This window comes from Deefgea salmonis (assembly GCF_020531905.1).
Classification (GTDB): domain Bacteria; phylum Pseudomonadota; class Gammaproteobacteria; order Burkholderiales; family Chitinibacteraceae; genus Deefgea; species Deefgea salmonis.
This window is the reverse complement of sequence record NZ_JAJAWG010000004.1, coordinates 64,800-91,412: the sequence shown is the minus strand read 5'-3', so window position 1 is coordinate 91,412 and position 26,613 is coordinate 64,800. Positions and strand designations below refer to the sequence as shown.

The following is a 26,613-nucleotide window of genomic DNA, read 5'->3' as shown; positions in this document are numbered from 1 at the left end:
CAATAAGTCGCAATGGATTGGCGCCAGCCAAAACCAAGCCATACCAGAGCGCAAGTCAGCGCCAAAAATGAAGCATTGCCAGCAAAATTTGGATTCTAACTTGAGCCCTAAGCCACATCAGCCCACAATGTAGCGTCTTGCTCGATATCAGGTTCGCCATGTTTGTTGAATACCCCAATTCGCCGTATAAGTTATTTCAGCCATTCCCGCCTGCGGGCGATCAACCCAAAGCCATCGAACAACTGATCGAAGGCTTGGACGATGGGCTCAAATACCAAACTTTACTCGGCGTAACGGGCTCAGGTAAAACCTTTACTATGGCGAACGTGATTGCGCGTACTGGGCGGCCAGCGATTATTATGGCGCCCAATAAAACCCTCGCCGCCCAGCTGTATTCCGAAATGCGCGAGTTTTTCCCCGAAAACGCCGTCGAATATTTCGTCTCGTATTACGACTACTATCAGCCCGAAGCCTATGTACCCAGCCGCGATCTGTTTATCGAAAAAGACAGCGCGATTAACGAGCATATCGAGCAAATGCGGCTGTCGGCCACCAAGGCAATGCTCGAGCGCCCCGATTGTATTATCGTTGCCACCGTGTCGGCGATTTACGGGATTGGCGATCCATCCGATTATCACGCGATGATTTTACATTTGTCTGAAGGCGAAAAAATCGGCCAACGCGACATCATCAAACGCCTCACCACCATGCAGTACGACCGCAATGAGATTGAATTTGCCCGTGGGCATTTTCGCGTGCGCGGCGATGTGATTGATATTTTCCCTGCAGAGAGCGCCGATTTGGCGGTACGCATCTCGATGTTCGACGATGAAATCGAGCGCATCAGCCTGTTCGACCCGCTTACCGGTCACGTCAAGCAACGCATGGGACGCTTCACTGTATTCCCTTCCAGCCATTACGTTACCCCGCGCGAAAAAGTACTGGTGGCGATTGAAACCATTAAAGAAGAGCTGCGTGATCGCTTGGCGTTTTATTACCAAGAACACAAACTAGTTGAAGCGCAGCGGCTTGAACAACGCACGCGTTTTGATTTAGAAATGCTCGGTGAAATGGGCTTTTGCAAAGGCATTGAGAATTACTCGCGGCATTTTTCTGGCAAACCGGCGGGCTCTGCGCCACCGACTTTACTCGACTATCTGCCTAAAGATGGCTTGATGATTTTGGACGAAAGCCATGTGATGATCGGCCAAATTGGCGCGATGTATAAGGGCGATCGTTCACGCAAAGAAAACCTGGTTGATTACGGCTTTCGCATGCCGTCGGCATTGGATAATCGTCCGCTCAAATTCGAAGAATTCGAGCGCTTAATGCCGCAAACGATTTTTGTTTCCGCCACGCCAGCGGCGTATGAAGCCGAACATCAAGGCCAAGTGGTCGAGCAACTGGTGCGGCCAACCGGACTGGTTGACCCGCTGATTGAAGTACGCCCGGTGGGCACGCAAGTTGACGATTTACTGTCGGAAATCAATCTGCGCACGGCGATTGGCGAGCGGGTTTTGGTCACCACACTGACTAAAAAAATGTCGGAGCAACTGACAGAATATCTGGCCGAACATGGCGTTAAAGTGCGTTATTTGCACTCGGATATTGATACCGTGGAGCGCGTTGAAATCTTACGCGATTTGCGGCTGGGCGTGTTTGATGTGCTGATCGGGATTAACTTATTGCGTGAAGGTTTGGATATTCCAGAAGTATCCTTAGTGGCGATTTTGGATGCCGATAAAGAAGGCTTTTTGCGTAGCGAGCGCAGCTTGATTCAAACCATCGGCCGCGCGGCGCGAAATCTAAACGGTAAAGCGATTTTATACGGCGATCGGATCACCAATTCAATGGAAAAAGCCATTGGCGAAACACAGCGCCGCCGCGAAAAACAAATCGCCTACAACCTCGAACACGGCATCACCCCGCGCGGCGTAGTCAAACGCATTAAGGACATTATCGACGGGGTGTACAACGCCGAAGAAGCGGTCGCCGCCAGATTGGAAGAGAAAAAAACCCGTATTGTGGCCGAAATGGATCAAAAGCAATTGGCAAAAGAGCTCAAACGCTTAGAAAAAGATATGCTCAAAGCCGCACAGAATTTGGAATTTGAAAAAGCGGCGCAATTACGTGATGAACTGAAACAACTTCGCGAACGCGCTTTTGGTCACGATTAGGGTCGGTTGACGTTAGGTTTACCAGCCGCGTTGGTGCGGCGGAAAACCAAATAGCAACCAACCATAGGGTATCTCTCTCTACTTCATGAAAACAATCAGCCAGCTAGCAATACCCCTACTCATCATGACACTCGCTGGCATCGCTTCAGCGCAAACAGCAGATAATCAGCTCAATTCGGGCGCTTTTGGCGAACAGACGCCGAATTTTTTGCAAGCGATGAATACCGAGCAAGCGTGGAAAACTTGGATCGTGACGCCGGTACTCACCCGCCATTTTAATCGGCAAGCGGTGATTGACGATAATCTGAATGAACACAATCCCGGTCTAGGCATTGAGCGCAGCAATGGGCGCTGGCATTGGATGCTCGGCGCTTACCGCAACTCCATTCGGCAAACATCGGTCTACGCTCAGCTCGGCTGGACGCCATTGCAATGGCAGTTTAGCGACGCCGGCAATCTCTCGGTCGGCGCTGCCGCTGGCTTATTAACCGGCTATCACAATACCGAAAAAGGTTATCCCATTGTGCCTGCTGGCGGCTTTTTAGCCTCGTTGGAAACGCCTTACCATTTTGGGGTGAACTTATTTATTGTTCCCACGGTTAAAACGTTTCAAGTCGAAGGCTTTGTTGCGCTGCAAATTAAAGCGCATTTTTAATCGGTTATCGCTGCCGACATCACCCATTTACGCAACACCTTGTCGAGCATTTCGGGCTTGAGTGGTTTGGCTAAAAAGTCATCCATCCCCGCTTCAAAGCAGCGCACGCGGTCTTCTTGCATTGCATTGGCGGTCACCGCAATAATCGGCAAGCGCGGTTGGATCTGCTGCAGTTCTTGCTGACGAATCCGCCGCGTCGCTTCAAGCCCATCCATTTCGGGCATTTGCATATCCATCAACACCACATCCACCGCTTGGCGCGCCAAAATCTCCAGCACCCATTGGCCGTTTTCCGCGCTGATCACGGTATGGCCTTGTTTTTCTAATAAGCGCGTTGCCACCAAACGATTGGTTGGATTGTCTTCCGCCAATAACACCTGCAATGGACGGATGGCTTCGAGTGGCGGTGGTGTTTCAATCACCACTTCGCTGGCTGGCGCATAAGGCCAATGCAAATCAAAACTAAACGTCATACCCGCATTCACATTGGCGCGAGCCATTAACTCGCCCCCCATGCCTCGCACCAAGCGCCGCGCAATGGTTAAGCCCAAACCCGTGCCGCCATAAGCTCGTGTTGACGAGCCATCGGCTTGAACAAAAGCGTCAAAAATAAACGGCAGTTGCGCCGCAGCAATACCAATACCGCTATCTATCACGGCAATTTGAACACGGCAATGAGCCGCATCGTGCTGAGTACGCACCTGCAAAGTGACCTCACCTTGCTCGGTAAACTTCAGCGCATTCCCCAATAAATTAACCAAAACCTGTCGCAAGCGCAGCGCATCGCCCAATAGCGTTAAATCAGCGTCACCTTGAAAATCCAAGTGCAACAACAAGCCTTGGCTTTTAGCGCGCAGGCAAAACATTTGCTCAATTTCGGCCAGCACCCGCGGTAAATGCACCGCTTGCGCCACAATCTCTAAGCGATTGGCTTCAATTTTAGAGAGATCCAACACGTCATTGACCAACGCCAATAACAAATCGGCCGACTGATTAATCACATCGACTTTTTCTTGTTGCAGCGGCGTTAACGGGGTTTGCGCCAATAAATGCGCCATCCCGACAATGCCATTCATCGGCGTGCGAATTTCATGGCTCACATTGGCGATAAATTCAGTCTTGGCGCGATTAGCTTGCTCGGCTTGATTACGCGCGACCGCCAAATCTTCTGCCAAGCGCGTTTGCGCTAATTCCAGCTCTAAACTTTCAACAATGGTGTCGCGATAATTTGCGGCACTTTTAAGTAAAGTGATAAACAAAAACACAAACATAATCCCCAGCGTCATATTCATCGACGTTGGATCAAATAATGCATTGAGCCAAATCGGCAGCGTCATAAAAAACGCATAAATCCGCATCGCATTGAGCATGGGCGACAGCACCGGCATCGAGCCGACCGTCAGCCCAGAAAAAATCAACGCCGTTAACACCGACAATACAATCGGGCTAGACAGCATTAAATACGTGCCACCGATCGCCCATAGCACGCTGGTGATGGCCACACCCTGCAAATGAATTTTTTGCCAATAAGCATCATCGCGCTGCGCCGCATGCTGTCGATAGCGGCGAAACACCGACAAACGATACAGCGCAAAAACGCAAACACACAGCCACCACAACAGTAAAAAACCCTGTGAATGCGTATCAAAATGCAAAGCCAATAAAGCAGTGGCGGCAACCATGCCAGCAAACTGTCCGCCGATCGCTCCGCGATAACTTAAGGCCGTAATGCGCTGCACTACCACGGCATCTTTTAAATTCATGCTGACAACCACGCAAAGGTTTAACAATAAAAAAGCGGCCGAGTAAGGGGCCGCTTCTGGGTATTCTCTCAAATTACAAAACAAATTGTAAGTTTATTGCAATTTAAGTCGCAATTTGTGCCACTGTCATGGCGCTGCAATTACATGGCTTCTAATACTTTAATCCCAAGTAAATTCAAACCCGCTGCCAACACCTTGGCGGTTAAATCACATACTTTCAGACGCGATGCATTGGTCACGCCATCTTGATTGACTGGGCAGTTTTCATAAAAACGCGAGAACATCGTCGCCACGCTATACAAATATGCGCACAACAAATGCGGCTGGCTGTCTTTAGCCACCGCATGCACCACATCGCTAAAGCGCGCTAATTCCAACGCCAAGGCGTGCTCAGCCGGCTCGGTCAACACAATCGCCGCGTTTTGGTCGTAATCAGTCACTTTGCGGAAAATACTCTTCACTCGGGTATACGCATATTGCAGATACGGCGCGGTATTGCCCTCAAAGCTGAGCATTGAGTTCCAGTTAAAGATGTAATCGGTGGTGCGGCTTTTCGACAAATCGGCGTATTTCAATGCACCGATGCCGACTGCATTGGCGATATCGCGGCGGGTGGCTTCATCCAAGTTTGGATTTTTTTCCGACACCAAATCAAACGCACGTTGCTGCGCTTCGTCGAGTAAATCGACTAATTTCACCACATCGCCCGAGCGGGTTTTAAACGGCTTGCCGTCTTCGCCCATCATCGTGCCAAAAGCAATATGCTCTAACGACACCGAGTCTGGCGCAAAGTGCGCTTTTTTGGCGATGGTAAACAATTGCTGGAAATGCAGCGCTTGGCGCGCGTCGACCACGTACAAGCAACGGTCGATTTTTAGCTCACGAACTCGGAAACGGATCGCGCCCAAATCGGTGGTTGAATATAAAAACCCACCGTCTTTCTTTTGAATAATACTGGCTTGCGGCTCGCCGTCTTTGTTTTTGAATTCATCCAAAAACACCACTTGCGCGCCTTCGCTCTCCACCAGCAAACCTTGCTGACGCAATTCATCGACGATAATCGGCAAATCAGCGTTATAAAAACTCTCGCCGCGTACATCGCCATCATCAAGCAACACATTGAGTTTTTGGTAAACGGCGTTGCAATGCGATAAGGACACTGCAACAAAGCGCGCCCACAATGCCCGCACTTGCTCATCGCCCCCTTGCAGTTTCACCACATAATCCCGCGCGGTATTGGCAAAGGTTTCGTCTTCATCAAAACGCGCTTTAGCGCGGCGATAAAAACCCTCTAGATCTTTGAGCGCGATATCGGCATTGCCTTGTTGCTGCTGCTCGATCAAAAACGCCACCAACATCCCAAACTGCGTACCCCAATCACCCACGTGATTTTGCCGCGTTACATGCATGCCAACGTAGGCTTGCACCCGCGCCAAAGCGTCGCCAATAATCGTCGAGCGCAAATGGCCGACGTGCATTTCTTTGGCCAAATTCACTGATGAATATTCAACCATCACGTGCTGCGCAGGGTTTTGCTCAACGCCAAGATGCGCGTCTTGCAGCGCGCTCGCCACGCGATCCGCCAAAAACGCATTGTCCAATTTGATATTAATAAAACCCGGGCCGGCGATTTCGAGCGAGCTGGCGATGCCCGCCAAATCTACCGCATCAATGATTTTTTGCGCTAACTCACGTGGATTAAGCTTGAGCACTTTGGCTGCGCCCATCACCCCGTTCATTTGATAATCGCCAAACTCAGGTCGGCTGGCGGCTTGCACCAAGGGCTGTGCATCAGGCGCACCGACCGCAACCAAGGCCGCCGCAAAGCGAGCATTTAATAAAGGTAATAAAGACACAGGCAGCTCCGAAAAAAACCAACGCCGCACCAATGCTGCGACGTAAAAAATGAATTACCCGCAATTCTACGGGTGGGGGGCAAGACGGGCAAACCGAAAACCATATTTTAATACCAAGTCGATCAATTAATTTACCCAGCACCAGCGTGAGCGCTCAGCCAGCAATACCAAAAAGCCGCTGATGTTGAAAAATTACCCCATAAAAACTCAGCAGCACCTGCCCACTAGCAACGATACAAATCAGCCACATTGCGCGAATAAAAAACCATAAAAAACGCCGACTTGAAGTCGGCGTTTTGATGTATTGCGCTGTAGCTCATATTTAATATGGCTTACATTCAAATACCCATTAGCGCATAGCAATGTTCAGATTTGGTGTTGATACTGTGCCGCGCTCGTCGAGCTGGGGCTTAAAGCCCCGTCCAAGCGCACCGAGTGCGGAAGAGAGACAAACGGTTTTATCGTTTGGCTCACGACAATCGAGGGCACAGCGGAGCTGGGCGCGCTCGGGTCGCCTTTCTTTGCTTACTTTCTTTGGCGACGCAAAGAAAGTAAGTCCCCGTCGCGGATTGCGACTGTAAAGCAATGTGCCGCAGGCACTTAAAAAACGATCAACATGTAATCTGAACAACGCCTAGCGCATAGCTTGCAAGGCGGCGATGCGATCTTCCATCGGCGGATGCGAGCTGAACATCGCTGACCATCCTGCTTTATCGGCAATACCTGATGACGCCATATTGCTTGGCAAGGCATTAGGCTCCATGCCACCTAGGCGGCGCAAGGCATCGACCATTGGTGCTGATTCACCCAATAATTGGGCCGCACCCGCATCAGCGCGAAACTCGCGTTGGCGCGAGAAATACATCACGATCACGCTGGCCAAAATCCCAAACACGATATCGCACACCACCACGGTAATGTAATACCCCATACCTGGGCCCGATGATTCTTCGTTATCGCGCTTTAAGAACGAGTCAACCAAATAGCCAACCACGCGCGCCAAGAAGAATACAAAAGTATTCACCACGCCTTGGATCAAGGTCAGCGTCACCATATCGCCGTTTTTAACGTGGGCGACTTCGTGCGCCAGCACCGCTTCGATTTCACGATGCGTCATGCTGTACAGCAAGCCCGTTGACACGGCAACGAGCGAATTGTTTTTACTCGGACCGGTGGCAAAGGCATTCGGTTCACCTTCATAAATCGCCACTTCAGGCATGGCGATCTGGGCGCGCTGCGCCAGTTTGGCAACGGTATCAAACAGCCATTGCTCATCGGCATTGCGTGGCTGGGCGATAATTTGGGCGCCAGTACTCCACTTGGCCATGGTTTTGGACATGGCCAGCGAAATAAACGCCCCACCAAAACCCATTACCGCAGCAAACATCAGCAACATCGGCAAATTCAAGCCGTTGGCGCTCATAAAGCGATTTAAACCAAAAATATTTACAAAAATACCTAAGACCACCATGATGGCAATATTGGTACCAATCAGTAATAGCGTTCTTTTCATCCATTATCTCCTGTGTTGTTTGGCGCTTGGAGTCATCCGAATCGCAATTAGTTCCTTGCGCTTGGCTGTACGGGCAAAATAGTAAACCGTTATCGCGGCACTCAATACAACCATCAGTACTAAAATTAAACTCATTGATCTTCCTTTATTGGCAAAACTTCATCGGCAATTCAGCTGAATCCAATCAACATCGCTAGCCATGCTGGCCAATCCAATCCAGCCAATTTTTCCCGCGCGGGAAGTCATCTCACTTCCCGCGATTCAGCTATGGATGGATTTAGGCTGGCGTTGCCAACAAATGGTTGGCTTCTTCGGCATACTGCATTTCAGTGGCGAGTAATTTTCGGCTCGCCACGCTACGGGTTATTTTTTGTCGTTTAGCATTTAAGCGCTGCAGGGTTTGCGCTGCGCGATGAATCGCTCGATCTACCACCGCGCGTAAATCACTGCCCCGCTCGTGCACAATCACCGATTCATGGCCCGGCAAGATGAGTTTCACTTGCACCGATTTATCATCGCCCCCTTTAGGGCCATTTTCATCGCTTAAGCGCACGGTAATTGCGCCAATTCGGCTTAAGGTTCGATCTAGCGCGAGGCGTAAACGATGCAAAATATAGCTGTGCATCGTGTTATCAATCGAAAGCTTGTGAGTCAAAATAAGTGGTCGCATTGCTCGATCTCCAGCGGGTTAGTCCAAACTCAATATCTACCCAATCGCACTGTCAGATCATGCGACAGCCATGTGAATCACTTCACGATGCTGCTGTGCGCTAGCTGCAGCGAATGAGGTAGTGCATTCACCTTAACGTATATTTTCTATCGACAAAATCAGAGCATAACTGATTAACCTTCAACTTTTCTCGATACAATTACCCGTAAAATAAATCGAACTAAGTCGAAAATAACGACTCAAAGACCACCTGAATCGATGATTTATTCGATCTAGTCCGATTCCCGCCATAAGCGATTTTTACATTGCCGGCACATGATCTGCCGCCGCCAATCGGTGTATTGCAAGACCCCCAAATCCAAATGCTCGGCCGAGCCGCAATGGCAGCACAGCGTTTGTTCGCCGCGCACGCATTGCGGATGCTGTTGCCGATATTGCGTCAATGTCGGCAGGCGCTCCCAATCTGTTTGCGCGGCTGGGTTGTAGATCACGTAATACCAAAACAGCGCCGCCAGTAAGACAACGGTCACGATGCCCAATCCAGTCAACATAGTTTTCTCTTGTATCGCTTTATGATGTTGTAATTTTAAACTAGCTTTACAGATTCCAACATCAGGCTTACATTGCGACATCATCAGTTTTTATCGACGCACGCGTATGCATGATTTATTAAATTACCGGCATTTGTATTATTTTTGGGTGGTGAGCCAAGAAGGCAGTATTAGTGCCGCTGCGCGTAAACTTGAGATGACGCCGCAAACCATTAGCAGCCAATTGGCGCGCCTTGAAGCGCAAATGGGTAAGTCGCTATTTACCCAAGTGGGTCGGCAGTTGGAATTGACTGAGGCCGCACGCACCGTGCTGCCGTTTGCCGATCAGATTTTTATGCTTGGCGAACAATTGCAACAAACCTTGGCCAGCGATAGCACGCCTAGGCAGCGCTTTAATATTGGGGTGGCCGATGCGCTGCCCAAAACCGTTGCCCAACAGCTTTTGGCCAAAGCGCATAACCCGCACACGCGGCTGTGCTGTATCGAAGGTTCACCCGATGAACTGATGGCCAAACTGGCCTTGCACCAGCTGGATGTGGTGCTGGCCGATCGCCCTGCAACGCAAGGCGCACTCCGCTTAGAAAGCCAGCTACTAGCGCAATGTCCGGTGATGATTTTAGCCAGCCCAACGCTGGCCGCACGGTATGGCGAGGCGTTTCCGGCCAGCCTAAATGGCGCGCCGATGCTGCTACCCACTCGCGATAGCACGCTGAGAATTCAATTGGATTTATGGTTTTCGGCGCAGCAAATTGTACCCGACATTGTCGGAGAATTTGCCGATAGCGCCTTGATGCAAGCGTTTGGTATAGCGGGTATTGGCCTCTACCCCTCTCCCATCATTACGCCTGAGGCAATACCCAGTGAGCAATTACAAACACTCGGGCATCTGAACGGTCTATTTACCGATTACTACGCCATTTATGTAGCCAAAAAAATCAATCATCCGGCATTAGATCAATTGCTATCAGCGGCGAAATAATTGGCCTCAATCAGCTAAGTCGGCCTGAATCACCGCCAGCGAGCATAAAAAAACACCGTTTTTCCTCATCAGATGGAAAAATACACGGTGTTTTTAGCCTTATAAGTGCCACGCGCCCGGTCTATCTGCGCATATCCAGCCGCATCCAGCCTTGATGCGATGCAAAAATCGCACCAGCGCCGCTGACAACCCCATGTCAACATGGCTCGAAGCGCTGCTGACCTTGGGTATTATTTTTTAGTTTTTTTCTTGGCGGGCGCTTTACTGACGGCCTTAGCGGAACGCTGAACTGATTTTTTATCGCTAATCTGACTGCTTTTTTTCCGTTTAGCTTGGCTTACCTTGGTTGACGATTGAGCTGGCGCAGCCTTTGCAATAGAACGCGAGGATGGATGACGCGATTTTTTCGCTTGATTGCCGCTCTGGCTACGCACTGAACGAGCGGCTGGTGCGGCTGGGGCTTTACTCACCGCAGCTTTGCGCACAATCGGCACTGCTGCTGCTGGGGTATCAAAAGGCAAAGGCGCATCTTCTGCCCATGCCGCGCTGGCCAATACCACAGCAACTATTCCTAATATTTTTCGCAAAACGTCAATTCCTCATCGTCCAAACCTTACAACCGCGCCCATGCGCTGCACGGCATTATAAACGAGGCCGAATAAAATTTCGCAGTACTTTCCCACAACAAGTGCGTCCTGTCAGAGCCATAAAAATTAGTTGCGCCAGCGCCTTCAACGCCCCGCAAGCAACGTCAGCACCGTAATCAATCAGCACACGGCATTAAGCCCCTGCGCTAAGTCGATTAACGTTGGGTTGATCAACCGCGCTGACATCAAGCAAGACATGAAGCGCGCAGCATCAGGCCAATGCCTGCATCCAGTCAGAAGCGGCCACCACCGACAAGGCCATCGCAGCAAATCACACCCTGCTTGATCGCCGCCGGCGCACACCAAACTCTGCGCGCTCAACGCCACTGGCCTCAACAACAGCCAGTCCAAGCCAATCGGTAAATAGATTCAAAATATTGCGTGGCAATTAGATTCAAATATTGCGTGGCAATTAGGCTACAGCCATCCCTCGGCCTGTATTGCCATATTTTGCCAACACCCCGACCTGTCACCCGAGCGCGACCTTCGTCAATCGCTCAACCATGAAGCAAACTAAAAAATAAACCGGGTATTGCCAGCTAGGCATGATTTGCAATGCAGTTGATTGCTATACCACCACGATAAAACAGAACAACCCACTCCAACATCGACGATATTTTTTTCATGCCTGCGCCATTGAGCAGCGGCTTCGCACAAGTAAAATTACTTAATTCTGACTAAAAATTTAAAATAATCGGGATTATCCCTATTAAAAATCGTCAGAATTCAGTGCTAACTTATATTCGCATATCATAATATGTCAGCTTCACCACGGCAAAAGCACGCGGTGTCCAGCACAACACCGCATCAGACGGTGACCAATCCACACTCTTGGAGAGAACACGATGCGAGTCGGCTTAGTAACAGACTCTTGCTGCGATTTACCGCGCGAATTTTTAGATCAACATCAAATCGTCATCTTGCCAATCACCATTCAAGGCAACGATGGCCAGTTTATTGACCACCGCGACCCCGTCGCGACCCGCAGTTTTTATCGCCGCCAAGCCGCAGCCGGCACCTCGGATTTTGAATCTAAGCCCTTCTCGGTCGAGCAAATTCGTGAATTATTCATGACCCGACTGATCTTGGAATTTGACTCGGTGTTTTGCCTGACTGTCATGCAATCGCGTAGCCAAATTTTTAATCACTGCAACCAAGCCGCTCGGCGCATCCTGACCGAATACCGACCGATCCGCGAAGCGGCCAATCTAAGCAAACCGTTTGCCGTGCGTGTGTTTGATAGCGCCAATCTCTTTTGCGGCCAAGGGCTGATCGTCGCCGAAACTGCGCGCTTAATCAGCGAACAAGCCAGCCGCTCGACCATCACCCACCACATCAATCGGCTCAGCCAAAGTGTACAAAGCTTTTTAATGCCGGCTGATCTAGGCCAACTGCGCCACCAAGCACGCCGCAAAGGCGATAAAAGCGTTGGATTTTTATCCTATGCCTTTGGTAGCGCGCTCGACATCAAACCGGTGATCCGTGCCTATCGTGGCGAAACTAGCCCTGTGGCGCGCATTCATGGTTTTCAAACCGGTGTTGAAAAACTATTTACCATGGCCGAAGAGCACATCGAGCAAGGCTTGGTTGCCAAAACCATTTGCGTCAGTTACGGCGGCGATCCGCACATCATCAGCGATATGGCAGCATATCAACAATTACAACGCGCCTGTGCGCACGCCAAGGTGCAATTATTGCTTTGCGAAATGAGTACCACCGCCGGCGTGAACATCGGCGCTGGCGGTCTGGCCATTGCCTTTGCTGCCGAAACCGAAGCCGTGCTCAATTAGCTCGGAGGGGGATTAAGCATCAAAATAAACGCCGTCGTCTCTCCAGCCTCACCTTCCCCCATCAAGGAGAAGGGAATCTGGCGGCGCAGCGCTGGCTAATCCACACGCAAACCACGCGCGATCTGAATCACGATATTTAACAGCAGGTATTGCTTGGCAAGCCAATTAAATAATGCATTACCAAGCAATACCCTACATATTGTAATAAGCAACGCAATAAATCCATCATCTGCATCGTCATTGCTAGCGCGCAAGACTCACCATCAATTACACCTAATCCCAGTATTTTCCCGTATCACGCAACAGTAATCAGTAAGAAATTGCAAGCTCAAGCGCGTATCCGCACAATAGCCAAAACATCAGAAAACAATAATATTGTTACAGGGGATACACCATGGCTCAAGCTACGCCTTTCTCACTCCGCGCGCGCTTACTCTTTGCCGCAGCGATCACCGTCATGACGTTTATCTTGCTGGTCTGCGTAATGCTGCTGCAATTACGCGGTGAAATGCTCAATGATCGTAAAGACAAAATCCGCAATTTAGCCGAATCGGCGCAATCGATTGTGGCGCATTATGAAGCCCTCAGCCGCCAAGGAAAAATGGATCAAGCCAGCGCCCAAGCGGCGGCATTACTGGCGGTGAAGGCGATTCGCTATGATGGCAAAGAATATTTCTGGATCAACGACACCAGCCCCACCATGCTGATGCATCCACTCAAACCCGAGCTTGATGGCAAAAATCTCAGCAATAGCAAAGACCCCAATGGCAAAGCGCTGTTTGTTGAAATGGCCAATGTAGTTCGCAGCCAAGGCGCAGGCTTTGTGGAGTACCAATGGTCCAAAACCGCCAACAACCCGCCGGTGGATAAAATTTCCTACGTCATTGGCTTTCAGCCTTGGGGTTGGGTGATTGGTACTGGGGTTTATTTGGATGATGTCCAGGATAATTTCATGTCGGCATTGCACATATTATTGCCAATCAGTCTGATCAGTTTGGCGCTCATTTGTTATGTTTTATGGGCACTTGGGGGCTATTTATTTCGCTTACTCGGTGGCGAACCGCAATTGGCGGTTGATCTGGCCCGCAATGTGGCGCAAGGCCAATTGCAGCAAACTATCGCTTGTGATCCTCGATACCCCAACAGCTTAATCACCGCAATGCGCGATATGCAGCAAGCCCTGCGTAGCGTCATTGGTGAAGTGCATGCCAGCGCCGCGCAAATCGACAGTGCCGCCAATCATTTAGGGCAAAACTCCAGCGATGTGGCGCTGCGCGCCCAACAACAAAGCGAATCGGCGGCGTCAATGGCGGCGGCGGTAGAAGAAATGTCAGTTTCGATCGACCATGTCACCGCCAATACCGACGAAGCCAGCGAGCTGGCGCGCCAAGCGGGCCAGCAATCAACTCGCGGCGCCCAAGTGATTCATAGCGCCACCAGTGAAGTGCATAAAATCGCCAATTTGGTTAAAGATTCATCGAGCAAAATCGAAGAGCTCGGCCGGCAATCGCAAGAAATCTCATCGATTGTCAGCACCATTAAAGACATTGCCGATCAGACTAATTTATTGGCGCTCAACGCGGCGATTGAAGCGGCACGTGCTGGCGAGCAAGGCCGTGGTTTTGCTGTCGTTGCCGATGAAGTGCGTAAACTGGCCGAGCGCACCAGCCAGTCCACCGTGGAAATCGCCAAAATGGTCGGCCAAATTCAAACCGGCACCCGCGAAGCGATTACCCAAATGGAAAGTGGCGTCGTGCAAGCCAATACCGGCGTTGCCTTTGCCAATGAAGCCGGCGTTGCGATTGATGAGATTCGCCAAGGCGCTGACCAAGTTCGTGAAGTGGTCGACAGCATTAGCAGCGCAATTCGCGAACAAAGCGTCGCCACCACCGAGATTGCCCGCAGTGTCGAGCAAATCGCGCAAATGGCCGAAGCCAGCGCGCTCGACGTGCAATCGAACGCCCATGCCGCCAAAGATTTGCAAAACCTCTCAAGCCGACTCAGCCAAGCGGTACAACAATTCAAACTCTAAACATGCGCATGCACCTCGCCGCATCAACCAGATCGGCGAGGCTAGGGTTGTTGACGTTTGGTTTTTCGCCGCGCTCGAGCGATTTTAGCGGCGCATCAAGGCGTAGTCAGCGATGCATCGCCATCCGATGTGCGCTTGCTACAACACTGCGGCGCGGCGAAAGATAGCGTCGCACAAACTGCCCGCTGCGATCTGGATTGAATTAAAAATCACCACATTGAATATTCCATATCAATAATTAAGCATTTTAATTTCATTCATACCACATTATTTAAAATATATAAAAATATCAATTTGCAGCTTTATAACGAGATAGACTATTAAATTAACGTTCGTCAGTAGGCCTTCTTGATATACAACAAAGCTTGCCGAGTTAATGACCTACCACTGATTACAAATCACTTCATCTCCGCGTTTTGCATCGCGTATATCGCAGAAACCGTCAATTGAATAGGTAATTATCACCATTGAGCAATGGCTATTAATTTTTGCCAAAGCAACCTTACAATAGAGATTCACACAAAAAAATAATAAAAATTCAATGAATTCAACTCAATAAGCCATAGCTTACTACGAGATTTTAATTGCTTTCGTTGTTCTTGGTTTGTTGTTTGCTTCATCAAAATTTTATTAATCAGTTTTAAATGGAATCGATATGCAACCTCAAGTCAAAGTCATTTCAGTACTCGTCGGCGCTTTATTTTCAGGTCTGTCTTTTGCAAGTCCTAGCGCAGAAACTTTAGCCAAACAATTACAAATTCATGTCGAAATTAAAGGCGCAGAAGCTGAAAATACCTGCCAGCAACTCGGTGCCGATTGGGCCACTTGCTACCGCTCTACCATTACATTGAGTAATACCGGCAAAACATTAAGCGATAAAGATTTCTCTATTCTTATTCCTTCACCACGAAGAATTTTAAGTGTGGTTGGCGATCAATTTAAAATTGAACACATCACCGGTGATTTAAACCGTTTAACACCAACCGATCAATTTGCAGGGATTGCTGCCGGCAAAAGCATCCAAATTAATTTAATCAGTGAATATTGGCACGTCAGTGATTTTGATACCTTCCCACGCTGGATGGTGAGCGCCAATGGCCAAACCAAAACCATCAAAAACACCGATACCGAAGACGTTACCCAATTTGCCACTCCGCTGACCACCGCCCAAGGCAAACGCGCCAGCTCAGATGAAAATCTAATTTTAGATAGCCTAAAACGCTATGACGTTTACACCGCTAAAATCGATGCGGCAGCGGCCAAAGATCGAATTATTCCAGCGCCGATTGAACAAAAAATTATCAAAGCAAATAGCGTTTCAATCAAAAACGGTTTGTTCTTAAATCAGGTTCCTGCTGATAGCAAAGACGTTTTTGCCCAATCACTCAAAAAATATAAACTCCTCGCTAAAAATAAAGACCAAGCTTTGCTAGTCAATATTGCGATTGATCCAAAACAAATCCAATTGGCTGAAGCAAAAAAAGACGGCGGTTATACTTTAATTATTAAAGATGGCATCGCCCAGGTTTATGGTTTTGATGCTGCTGGCGCAATGAATGGTTTTAATTCATTACTATCGCTGATCGATATTCAATCGAAAGACAATCTTTCTGAGATGGTGGTCAATGATGCACCGCGCTACGAATATCGTGGCATGATGCTCGACACGGCACGTAACTTTAAATCCAAACAGCATGTATTGAGTTTAATTGACCAAATGAGCCAATTAAAATTAAACAAACTGCATTTGCATTTGAGTGATGATGAAGGCTGGCGTTTACAAATCAATGGCTTGGATGAATTAACCAGTGTTGGCGCACAGCGCGGTTTGAATTCAAGCAATGAACAAACTCAATTATTGCCGCAATTGGGCCATGGTACTGAAGCACAAAAATCCGATGGTTTTTATACTCGCGCTGATTTTATTGAAATCTTAAAATACGCTAAAGCGCGCAATATTGAAGTGATTCCAGAAATCGACATGCCCGGCCACTCCCGTGCCGCCGTCGTTTCAATGGAAGCGCGCTACAATAATCTAATGAAAGCCGGCAATAAAAAAGCTGCCGAACAATATCGTTTATTAGATCCAAGCGATACATCGCAAGTGACCACGGTTCAGTTTTATGACAAAAAAGGCTTTATGAATGTCTGCCTGCCATCATCAAAAGACTTTGCGAAAAAAGTCATTGCTGAAGTCAATGCGATGTATACCGAAGCCGGTCTGAAATTAAGCACTTGGCATTATGGCGGTGATGAAGCGAAAAACATTATGCTTGGCGGTGGTTATGCCAGCGCAGCAGATGCAAAACCGGGCCAAGGCATTATTGATAAAAAAGCACAAAATTTCCCTTATGAGAAATCACCCGCTTGCCAAGCTTTGGTTAAAAACGGCACTGTCGGTTCATTTGATGAATTAACCACGTGGTTTGGTAAAGAGATTAATAAAGAGCTCGTTCCACACAAAATTAATTCATTCCAAAGCTGGCAAGATGGTTTGTCGCATTTAAAGAGTGCCAGCGAAATGACGGTTAAACCAACCGTTAACGTTTGGGATACTTTATTCTGGGGTGGTACTGAGGTTGTTTCTCAATTTAATCAAAAAGGATTTGATATTGTTTTATCTAATCCAGATTATTTATACCTCGATATGCCCAATGAAATTGATCCTGCAGAACGTGGCTATTACTGGGCAGCGCGGGCTAATCCATTGAAAAAGATCTTCTCTTTTGCGCCAGGTAATTTAGCGCAAAACGCTGAAACCAGCGTAGATCGCGATGGTAAGGCAATGAGCATTACTTCACCGGCCACCGCACCAAGCATTAAAGGGATTTCGGGTCATTTATGGTCAGAAACGCAAAGAACCGATGCGCAGGCTGAATATATGATGTATCCACGTATCTTTGCCATTGCCGAACGCGCTTGGAATAAACCAAGCTGGGAGAACTTTAAAGCCAACACGGTTTATTCGAGCGAAAGCAAACATGTGGATAAACAAGCACTCGATAATGATTACAATCATTTCGTGAATGCCGTTGGCGCGCGTGGTTTAGAAAAACTCGATGCGCATCACATTCAATATCGTTTGCCAAAAGTCGGCGCGAAAATCATCAATGGCGTGTTAAATGCCAATACTGAAATTCCAAATGTGCAAATTCAGTATTCAAACGATGGCAAGCAATGGTTGGTTTACGATGCCAATAAAAAACCAGCGGTGACGGGCAGCGTTTGGGTCAGAACCAGCAACTCTGATCAGAAAAAACCACGTTTTGGTCAAGTCTCTAAAGTGCAATAAACTGCAACTAACAAAAAACGCCCGCAAGGGCGTTTTTTTTCGGCCGAACAAATAGTCTCCGCAATCTGGTGGAATGCACTGCATTTATTCCCCCCGTACTTTTACTCCAAGTCGCCCAATAATTTTTTCGCCATCAGCGCCAATACGGCTGGGCGATTGCTGCAGGCAGCAATGCGCGTTTTGGCTTGTGGGGCGATATCGATGTCATACGGATTACGTCCGGCGATCAGTAGTAATTTGTCGGCGGCAATTTGGCGGATTAATTCACTTTGCCGCGCAAAGCGAGTGGCGTTATAGCTTTGAAAAATCACTTGCGGTGCGCTTGCTTGTGCAGCGATCACTTGCGCCCATTCGCTATCGTTCACCTGCGGAGAAATAATGATTTCGCTGACATCAACGCCCGCCGCTTGCAGCAAGGGCAATAACGTCCCGCGTGCGCTGCGTGAGGCGCCGAGTGCAACTTCGTCAATCTCGGTGCGCTGCATTAATTCAACCGTGATCAGTAAGGTGGTAGCGTGTTGATCCAGTGGCAAACCGTGCATTTCAATCGCTTGCGCTTGCACTTGCTGCGCTAATGCCATCGCGGCAGGCGCTTGCAACTGCGCTGGCGGCTGCACTAGATCCCGCCATTGCGTCATTGCCTTGGATTTTTTAAGCAGGGTAATTCGATCTAAGCTTTGCTGTATCTGATCTACATTGACATACCCCGTCTCTACGGCTTTAAGTAAAGCCTCGACGGCCGCCACTTGGCGTGAATAAGTATGCGACACCAAAGCGATATCAGCCCCGGCCGCAATCGCTTGCACTGCGCCTTGTACGCTACCAGCAGCGCCCGGGCAATCGCTGACCCGTGGGCGCGCGGCAATCGCATCCATTTCAAGGCAGTCGGTAATAATCAGTCCGCCAAAGTCCAGCTGTTGGCGTAGCAAACCTGTGAGCACTTTGCGTGATAAGGTCGCTGGCAAGGTGGTATCGGGCTCAATGGCCGCAAACACTACGTGTGCGGTCATCACCGCATCCACCCCAGCAGCAATCGCCGCCTTAAATGGCACCAGTTCAACGGCGTTTAAGCGCGCTAAATCATGTGCCACTAGCGGTAAGGCGTAGTGTGAATCGGTGGCGGTATCGCCATGACCGGGAAAATGTTTCGCCGTCGCCGCAATACCCGCAGCATGAATACCGCGCAATGCCGCTAAACCATATTGCGTGACCGTTGCAGCGTCTTCACCAAATGAGCGAATGCCAATCACCGGATTAGCGCGATTATTATTAATGTCTAAGCAAGGGGCAAAATTAATATTGATGCCCATTTGCCGCAATTCATCGGCAGCAATTTGGTGTAATGCTTGGCAGGCCTCTATTGCATTAGCTTGCTGGGCTGGGCTGCTCGCTGCGCGAGCGTAGGCCATCGCCGAAGGGATTGGGGTCACGCCCTCTTCAATGCGCATCACCATTCCGCCTTCTTGATCAATCCCAATCAACAGCGGCAAATCGCTGACCTCTGCATTAATCATTTGCAATTGCTGGCATAGCGCGGCAACTTGCGCTGGCGTATCGATATTGCGGCGAAACAAAATCACCCCGCCGATGCGCTGCTGGCGAATTAGATTTTCAATCTCTGGATTCACCACCAAACCATCAAAACCGACCATCAGTAATTGGCCGATTTGTTCCTGTAATTGAGCATGCGAAACAGCAATAGACATAAACATCCTTTGGCAATCGGCCTATGGCGATTGTTCAATCAGCAAAAAAAAAGGCCAAGATCGGCTTGGCCTTTTAACACTCAGTTAGCAAATCTGTTCGAGTTTAAGCCACTAAACGACGCAACACTTCTTCGCGACCAATCAAGGCCAATACCGCGTCCACCGATGGCGTATTGGTGATGCCACACACTTTGGCACGAATTGGCATGCCCACTTGCGGCATTTTTACGCCTTGTTGCTTGACGAACTCTTTAATCAACGCGCCCAAACTTGGCGCGTCCCACGTTTCTAGCGCAGCAGCCGCTTCGGCGAATAACTTCAGGCGTTCTTCATCATCTGGCGTGAGGTGCTTATCGGCGATGTCTTGTGTTGGCGTTAAGGCGCTATAGAAATACGCCGCTTGATCGGCCATTTCAACTAGGGTTTGGCAACGATCTTTTAGCAGCGCACACACGTCAGCGAGCGCTGGGCCGCCTTCGATGGCAACGCCTTTATCGGCCATAAAGCCAGCAACGCGCGCCGCAAGTTGCGCTGGGTCTGCCGCTTTAATGTATTGCGCATTAGTCCACAGCAATTTATCGCGATCCATCCGGCTTGGGCTACCGCTCACGCCTTTTAAATCAAACCATTCAACAAATTGCGTTAACGAGAAAATTTCATCGTCGCCATGACCCCAACCCAGACGCGCCAAATAATTGAGCAGCGCTTCAGGCAAAATACCTTGCTTGTCGTAATCAACCACCGACACCGCATCGCGGCGCTTCGACAATTTAACGCCCTGATCGTTATGAATCATCGGTAAATGGGCAAACAAAGGCACCGTGGCGTCGAGCGCTTGGTAAATCACAATTTGCCGTGGGGTATTGTTCACATGGTCGTCACCGCGAATAACGTGGGTAATTTGCATATCCCAATCGTCAACCACCACGCAAAAATTATACGTCGGCGTGCCATCAGGGCGCGCCAAGATCAAATCATCGAGTTCATCATGGCTGATTTCGATCCGACCTTTCACTTGGTCGTACCACACCACGGAGCCGCCCATTGGGGTTTTAAACCGCACCACGGGGGTGATGTCACTTGGAATCGCTGGCAAGGTTTTGCCAGTTTCTGGTCGCCAAGCTCGGTTGTAGCGGGGTTTTTCACCTCGGCTTTCGGCGTCAGTGCGTTGCGCTTCGAGCTCTTCTTTACTGCAATAGCAGTAATAAGCATGACCAGAATCGAGTAAATGCTGAATCACCGCTTTGTAGCGATCCATTCTTTGCATTTGATAAAACGGGCCTTCGTCGTAATCCAAACCCACCCAATGCATGCCATCCATAATGGCAGCAACCGATTCTGGCGTTGAGCGTTCTAGATCGGTGTCTTCAATCCGCAAAACAAATTGACCACCGTGTTTTTTGGCAAAAGCCCAAGAAAACAGCGCAGTGCGAACACCGCCAATGTGTAACAGGCCAGTTGGAGAAGGGGCAAAACGAGTGCGAACTTTCATGGGCGCAGATCCGGCGAAAAGCAAAAATACTATTGTACCGGAAATGCGCGGCAATACAGCCCCAAGCCATCTTTCAAAAGCCACACGGAAAACTGAATTTTTTTGAAATTAAATACTAAACAACGCTAAATTATAAGGCAGCAACTTGACGCGGTTTGGCCTGACTCAGCTTGCTATTGATATCTAAAGTCAGATTACCTGGATTATCGACCATCACCGTCGTTGAATATTCTGGTGCTGTAATTTTGCTTGGTTTTTCAAAACGCACCAAAATATCGTAATAGGTTTTCAGCCTTTCAACATAAATCACCGGCGCACCGCCGCGCGCATAACCGTATTTTAGGGTACTAAAATGTTCGGCTTTACGTAGCAAAGGCAAAATGCCTTTTAGATCAGTCCAGCTATCTGGATTTTTATCTAAACGCTGCGCTAAGGTGCGTGCATCCTCAACATGGCCCAAGCCAATATTATAAGCGGCCAAGGCTTGCCAAGTGCGATCGGGTTCTGGCACATGCTCAGGAATGCCTTTACGCATCAGCTGCACATAGCGCGCGCCGCCCAAAATACTCTGCTGTGGATCAAGACGATTTACGCCGAGTAAAGACGCGGTGTCGTTGGTCAGCATCATAATGCCGCGCACACCGGTTGGCGAGATTGAGGCGTTGTCCCAATGCGATTCTTGGTAAGCTAAAGCCGCCAATAAGCGCCAATCAATGCCGGTTTCAGCTTCAGCTTTTAAGAAGGTCGCTTTAAATTGCGGCAAAGTCGATTTAATTCGCCCGAGATAAGTCAAGGCATCCACCGGATCAACGCGATTAATATGGCCGTAGTAACGGTCTTGCAAACGGCCTAATGAACCATCGGCCATCGCTTGACGGAAAAACGCCGACACCATCGTCGACAGTTGGTTATCACCTTCCAGCATCGCCCACGATAATTGCTGAGCACTATCGCCAAACGACTTGGAGATCGCCACATTGGGATAATAATTCTGCGCAATATCGGCCGCATGCGAATCCACCACGGCGTAATCGAGTTTGCCGGACGCAACCGACTCAATCAAATCTTCGTTATCGACTTGATCAACAGTGTTCCAAAGTAAATTTGGAAATTTGATTTTATGTTGCTGGAGTGACGCGGTGTATTGCGGCAAGGTACTGAGCGTGCCTTGCCCTTGTTCGATCTGACGCAAAACATTGCTTTCATTGCGCGCTGCGGGATAAACCAAAACCGGCTTCACCGTTTGATAGCCAGGGCCAAACACCAAGCCCTCACCATCAATATCGCGGTGCACCCCCACGGCCAAATGCGCTTCTTTACGCTTTAAACGCTGCACCACTTCGCCATACGTCGCGGCCATAATAAAGCGAACTTTTAAGCCCTGCGCCTCGGCAAAACGGGTGACTAAATCGTATTCAATCCCCGCATAACGCCCTTCGGCATCCACGTATAAAGTGGTTGGACCATTTTGTACCAGCACGGTCAATTCTTTTGACTCCGCCCATGGTAATACACGTTGCGCTGGTGACGAAAGGTTGCCACAGCCCAAAAGTAAACACGCTGAGAGCGCAGTTAAGAATCTCTTCATGCCTAGCCTGTTGATCGTTAAGTTGGACGCATTGTGCCAAAATATTTGAAAAACAACAAATTATTCAAGCACATCTGTGAAATATACCTGCAAGTCAGCGCCAAGAAAAACGTCGCCAAGCAGCGTCAACACAAGCGATGCGTAAAAAAATACCACGTAATCACCAACTCGATCATCGCGACGCTTTTTTTCGCTTTTGCGCCAAAATCGTCACCGGTCGACGTCAAAAAAACACCGCGCCAAGCAAAAACCAGCTGATTTTTTTCGCCGGCCACTGATTTTCACCTCGATTAAAAGCTACAAAATTTGCAGTGCAACATTAAGCCATTTTGAACGCGAACTTCGCGCAAAAAAAATGCCCAACTTGGCAAATTGGGCCACACGGCGTAAACTGCGCCCTCTTGTTGGAGAGGTGGCAGAGTGGTTGAATGTACCTGACTCGAAATCAGGCGTAGTAGCGATACTATCGGGGGTTCGAATCCCCCTCTCTCCTCCAAGCCCAATACAAAAAGCCCTGATGACATCATCAGGGCTTTTTTCATGCTCAATACTTGCTTAATGAGTAATAAACATAAACCCTGTCAGCAATAGCCCCACCACACCAAAATCAGTATCGCCAAAAGTAGTACCGGCAAAACCCAATGCGCCTAAACTACCCAATAACAAGGCCGGTAAGAAACTAATCAACAGACCATTGATAAACGAGCCGACGATTGCGCCACGCAGTCCACCGGTGGCATTACCATAAACGCCTGCCGTTGCGCCGGTAAAAAAATGCGGAATCAAGCCCGGAACAATCACCGCCAAACCGATGGCTGGGGTGATAAACATCGCCAACAAGCCGCCGATAAAGCTAAACAAGAAACCAATCACCACTGCATTCGGGGCAAACGGGAAGATCGCTGGGCAATCGAGTGCCGGTTTAGCATTCGGAATCAATTTATCCGAAATGCCTTTAAAGGCAGGTACGATTTCCGAGATCAATAAACGCACCCCTGCCAAGATGATGTATACGCCTGCAGAGAAGGTCAGTGCTTGCTTAAAGCCATATACTATGAAGTTTACGCCGCCCGATAAATTTTGCTCGATGTAATCACTGCCAGCGGCCATTGAAACAACAAAGAATAACACCGCCATAGTTAAGGCCATTGAAATCGAGGTATCACGCAAAAAACGCAATGAATCAGGGACTTTAATGTCTTCGGTCGAGCGACCATTTTTGCCCACCAATACGCCAATCCAACCGGCCGCCAAATAACCAAATGAACCGAAATGCCCCAAGGCAAAGTTGTCGCTCCCAGTGACTTTGCGCGTTAAAGGTTGCAGCAAGGCCGGCATCACCACCATCAAGCAGCCCAATAATGCACCACCAAATAACACCACACTCCAGCTGCTATAACCGCCGGTGCTGAGCACCGCCACAATCAAACACGCCATAAATAAGGTGTGATGACCGGTTAAAAAGATGTATTTAAGTGGCGTAAAACGCGCCAACAACAAATTAAACACCATCCCCAGAATCATCACATAGGCGGTTTGCGAGCCGACTTCTTTTAATGCCAGCGCGGTAATGCCTTCATTATTCGGAATCGTGCCCTTTAATCCATAGGCGTGATCAAAGACTTGGCGAAATACATCGAGCGAACCAATTAAGATTTGCGCGCCCGCGCCTAAAATCACAAAACCCAGAATAGTTTTAATCGTTCCGCCAATCACATCCGAGATTTTGGCTTTTTGCAGCAATAAGCCCGACAAGGCAAAAATACCAATTAAAATTGCGGGATCAGATAAAACATCGAGTAGAAATTTAATCATCAGCTTGGCCTAGATTTATTGATTGAGTTTTAATTCAAGCGCGGCGCGCACTTCGGCTTTATCCATAATATTGCGCACCCCGGCTAATTGGCGGCTGCCATCATCGAGCTGACTCATGATTTCGTGCGAACCGACAAATAAATCGGCCACTTCACTTTTTGCCGAAAATAAATCGGTATGGCCCACTTCAGCGATTACACCCATGTCTTTAAGGACTGAATTCACCGTCATTTCCAACATCATGCTGCTACCCAAACCATTGCCACAGACGATCATAATTTTCATGGTGATGCTCCTTAATTTGAAACGCTATTAATTAATGCCAATACGGCATCCACAGAATCGGCAGCGGCTAAAGCCGCAAATTTTTCTTCATCCATAATTAAATCGGCAAGTTGTTTTAAAGCGCGCTGATGGCTGCGGCTATCAATGGCCGAAAATGCAAATAGCATTCTGGCTTGTTCATCGGGCTCGCTACCAAAGGCCACCGGCTCAGTGAGTTTTAATAAAGACATCCCCATCGCTAATGCGCCGGCCTCTGGCCGGGCATGGGGAATCGCAATATCAGGAGCAATCACAATATAAGGGCCCAATTCAATGACATTAGCAATAATGGCATCGATATACGCCGGCTCAATTGTTCCTCGTACTAATAATGGCGCGCATGATTCACGAACTGCCGTTTGCCAATCTGGGCATGAAGTTTTAAATACAATGCTATCGGGGGTTAAAATTTCATTCAACATACGGCACTCCTCGGTCAAGTCATTCAGCAAAATTCAATGACTTCATGCTACGCCCAATGAAAATGAATAAAACCAACAAAATACCCATAATTAACAATTTTAATCCAAAGGCATATTAGCAATTTAAGATATATAAATAAATCCATAAAAAAATAAATCAACTTAATTTACATGGACTTAATACCAATACATAAAAAATTTATGCGTACATAATCGATTTATTTCTTTAGTGCATAATTATTCATTGGAGCATAAAAATTTCCAATCCAAACCCATGGCACTATCCGCGCCAATCGCTTGCGAGCATGCTATTTCAACTCTGGGAAAACGATCTGGCAGACTGCATCACCCTGATGGCCGTCCGCGCTGGAGGCAAAAGCCATTTTTTACAAAATGACCTCATGCCATGGCTAGAAAAACAAGGCTGGCGCACTCAGTATTTTTCTTGCTCCCAAGTACCGAGTAAGTTTCTTGAACTGCGCCTACGCGAAACACTGACCGATTTTGCGATGAATGAGCATTGGCTAAGTCATCAATTGCAAAACCTAATGCGTAAAAATCCAGCCAAAGAATCGGCCAGCTCGATGGCCGCTTTATTTGCTCAGTTGCATAGCCAGAAAAAACCAGTGGCACTGTTAATTGATGATGCCGATTTACTGCTGCAAAAAGAACGCGGCATCGTCTTGCTGGAAGAAATCTTCCACGCTATGCCGCCGCACGGTCAGTTCATTAAGGTCATTTTTACCTGCCAGCAACGACACCACGCCGCGTATCCAAGCTTGCTCGCCCAGCATAGCGCCGGCCTCTCACTCCCCGAAATGGGCGATGGCTATATCGATCACTTACTCAATCTATATAAGCAGCTAACGCAAAACATCGGCAAATCAAGCGCCATGAGCGACAACTATGCGGGGATTACTTGGGGACAAATTGATCGCGCCAGCATCATGCCAGCCTTTGAAAAACTACAGCGCTCACCTGCAGCCATGCGCGCCATGATTGAAGAATTGGTGCTCGATCCAGTGAAATCACTGCCAGAAGTATTAGCGCGGCAATTGCAGCGGCAACAGCAAGTCAGTATTGCGGCACTGGGTTGGGAAGATTTAGCGCGTTTAGACCGATTATTATTGCTGGGAATTGCCGAAGGTCGGCAGCAATTTTATGAGCTGAAATACCGACTTTGGCTTGCAGAACAAACGGGGAGCCCAGAGATCAGCGCTTCGCAAATTCAAAGCAGCTTTAAAAAAATGCAAAGAAATCGGGTGATTGCGCAATTGGCGAATCAATGGCAAATCATTGATCCGCAATTGAGCAAACTATTGCGCCGCAATCCCCCATAAA

At 48.7% G+C, this 26,613-nt stretch carries 19 protein-coding genes and 1 tRNA gene; 8 read left to right on the top strand and 12 right to left on the bottom strand.

The genetic code is table 11. The features are described from left to right. Nucleotides 1-158: 158 nt before the first annotated feature. Nucleotides 159-2,177 carry an excinuclease ABC subunit UvrB gene (gene uvrB, locus LG219_RS08490; RefSeq protein WP_226764076.1) on the top strand — a complete coding sequence of 673 codons (2,019 nt, stop codon included), beginning with the start codon at nucleotides 159-161 and terminating at the stop codon, nucleotides 2,175-2,177. An 85-nt stretch (nucleotides 2,178-2,262) separates the two neighbouring features. Further along, the gene (locus LG219_RS08485; RefSeq protein ID WP_226764075.1) at nucleotides 2,263-2,832 is read left to right on the top strand and encodes a hypothetical protein; all 570 of its coding nucleotides are present in this window, start codon (nucleotides 2,263-2,265) and stop codon (nucleotides 2,830-2,832) included. Here LG219_RS08485 and LG219_RS08480 read toward each other — a convergent pair. The 5 genes from LG219_RS08480 to LG219_RS08460 all read right to left on the bottom strand — a co-directional run bounded on the left by LG219_RS08480 (nucleotide 2,829) and on the right by LG219_RS08460 (nucleotide 9,185). Further along, nucleotides 2,829-4,595, bottom strand: coding sequence for a response regulator (locus tag LG219_RS08480; protein ID WP_226764074.1), 1,767 nt, complete (start codon nucleotides 4,593-4,595; stop codon nucleotides 2,829-2,831). The two genes, LG219_RS08485 and LG219_RS08480, sit on opposite strands and share 4 nt — an antisense overlap. Nucleotides 4,596-4,735: 140 nt before the next feature. Further along, nucleotides 4,736-6,451 (bottom strand): arginine--tRNA ligase, encoded by a 1,716-nt coding sequence (argS, locus tag LG219_RS08475; RefSeq protein ID WP_226764073.1) that lies wholly within the window; start codon nucleotides 6,449-6,451, stop codon nucleotides 4,736-4,738. Nucleotides 6,452-7,085: 634 nt separating this feature from the next. After that, nucleotides 7,086-7,964: a protease HtpX gene (gene htpX, locus LG219_RS08470; protein WP_226764072.1), complete on the bottom strand. Its 879-nt coding sequence runs from the start codon at nucleotides 7,962-7,964 to the stop codon at nucleotides 7,086-7,088. Between the two features lie 277 nt (nucleotides 7,965-8,241). Further along, entirely contained in the window at nucleotides 8,242-8,634 is a 393-nt protein-coding gene (locus tag LG219_RS08465; RefSeq protein WP_226764071.1) for an HPF/RaiA family ribosome-associated protein, read from the bottom strand. A gap of 272 nt (nucleotides 8,635-8,906) precedes the next feature. Continuing rightward, complete coding sequence (locus LG219_RS08460; RefSeq protein WP_226764070.1) at nucleotides 8,907-9,185, bottom strand: hypothetical protein; 279 nt, start codon at nucleotides 9,183-9,185, stop codon at nucleotides 8,907-8,909. Between the two features lie 106 nt (nucleotides 9,186-9,291). Between LG219_RS08460 and LG219_RS08455 the strand changes: the two genes are divergently transcribed. Next, nucleotides 9,292-10,164: a LysR family transcriptional regulator gene (locus LG219_RS08455; RefSeq protein WP_226764069.1), complete on the top strand. Its 873-nt coding sequence runs from the start codon at nucleotides 9,292-9,294 to the stop codon at nucleotides 10,162-10,164. Between the two features lie 230 nt (nucleotides 10,165-10,394). Here the strand turns inward: LG219_RS08455 and LG219_RS08450 are convergent, their stop codons facing one another. After that, on the bottom strand, nucleotides 10,395-10,751 hold the full coding sequence (locus LG219_RS08450; protein ID WP_226764068.1) for a hypothetical protein: 357 nt from the start codon (nucleotides 10,749-10,751) through the stop codon (nucleotides 10,395-10,397). Nucleotides 10,752-11,656: 905 nt separating this feature from the next. Here LG219_RS08450 and LG219_RS08445 point away from each other — a divergent pair. From LG219_RS08445 to LG219_RS08435, 3 genes are all read left to right on the top strand, one after another. Continuing rightward, complete coding sequence (locus tag LG219_RS08445; protein WP_226764067.1) at nucleotides 11,657-12,601, top strand: DegV family protein; 945 nt, start codon at nucleotides 11,657-11,659, stop codon at nucleotides 12,599-12,601. A 394-nt stretch (nucleotides 12,602-12,995) separates the two neighbouring features. Next, a complete protein-coding gene (locus tag LG219_RS08440; RefSeq protein WP_284691634.1) occupies nucleotides 12,996-14,633 on the top strand; it encodes a methyl-accepting chemotaxis protein in 1,638 nt (545 codons plus the stop codon). A gap of 655 nt (nucleotides 14,634-15,288) precedes the next feature. Continuing rightward, complete coding sequence (locus LG219_RS08435; RefSeq protein ID WP_226764066.1) at nucleotides 15,289-17,925, top strand: family 20 glycosylhydrolase; 2,637 nt, start codon at nucleotides 15,289-15,291, stop codon at nucleotides 17,923-17,925. A 101-nt stretch (nucleotides 17,926-18,026) separates the two neighbouring features. Here LG219_RS08435 and nagZ read toward each other — a convergent pair whose 3' ends face one another. The 3 genes from nagZ to mltF form a co-directional block, all read right to left on the bottom strand. Further along, complete coding sequence (gene nagZ, locus LG219_RS08430; protein ID WP_226764065.1) at nucleotides 18,027-19,631, bottom strand: beta-N-acetylhexosaminidase; 1,605 nt, start codon at nucleotides 19,629-19,631, stop codon at nucleotides 18,027-18,029. 103 nt (nucleotides 19,632-19,734) lie between these two features. Further along, nucleotides 19,735-21,123: a glutamate--tRNA ligase gene (gene gltX / locus LG219_RS08425; RefSeq protein WP_226764064.1), complete on the bottom strand. Its 1,389-nt coding sequence runs from the start codon at nucleotides 21,121-21,123 to the stop codon at nucleotides 19,735-19,737. A 130-nt stretch (nucleotides 21,124-21,253) separates the two neighbouring features. Next, the gene (gene mltF / locus LG219_RS08420) at nucleotides 21,254-22,726 is read right to left on the bottom strand and encodes a membrane-bound lytic murein transglycosylase MltF (protein WP_226764182.1); all 1,473 of its coding nucleotides are present in this window, start codon (nucleotides 22,724-22,726) and stop codon (nucleotides 21,254-21,256) included. 391 nt (nucleotides 22,727-23,117) lie between these two features. Between mltF and LG219_RS08415 the strand changes: the two genes are divergently transcribed. Then, nucleotides 23,118-23,207: transfer RNA gene (locus tag LG219_RS08415), tRNA-Ser, on the top strand. Between the two features lie 59 nt (nucleotides 23,208-23,266). On the opposite strand, the gene ulaA is transcribed toward LG219_RS08415, so the two are convergent. Genes ulaA through LG219_RS08400 form a run of 3 tightly spaced genes read right to left on the bottom strand, consistent with a single transcriptional unit; the run spans nucleotide 23,267 to nucleotide 25,272 of the window. Beyond that, nucleotides 23,267-24,526, bottom strand: coding sequence for a PTS ascorbate transporter subunit IIC (gene ulaA / locus LG219_RS08410; RefSeq protein ID WP_226764063.1), 1,260 nt, complete (start codon nucleotides 24,524-24,526; stop codon nucleotides 23,267-23,269). Between the two features lie 15 nt (nucleotides 24,527-24,541). After that, entirely contained in the window at nucleotides 24,542-24,811 is a 270-nt protein-coding gene (locus LG219_RS08405; protein ID WP_226764062.1) for a PTS sugar transporter subunit IIB, read from the bottom strand. An 11-nt stretch (nucleotides 24,812-24,822) separates the two neighbouring features. Then, nucleotides 24,823-25,272 carry a PTS sugar transporter subunit IIA gene (locus LG219_RS08400; protein ID WP_226764061.1) on the bottom strand — a complete coding sequence of 150 codons (450 nt, stop codon included), beginning with the start codon at nucleotides 25,270-25,272 and terminating at the stop codon, nucleotides 24,823-24,825. Between the two features lie 305 nt (nucleotides 25,273-25,577). Between LG219_RS08400 and LG219_RS08395 the strand changes: the two genes are divergently transcribed. Beyond that, a complete protein-coding gene (locus LG219_RS08395; protein ID WP_226764060.1) occupies nucleotides 25,578-26,612 on the top strand; it encodes a hypothetical protein in 1,035 nt (344 codons plus the stop codon). Nucleotide 26,613 lies beyond the last annotated feature (1 nt).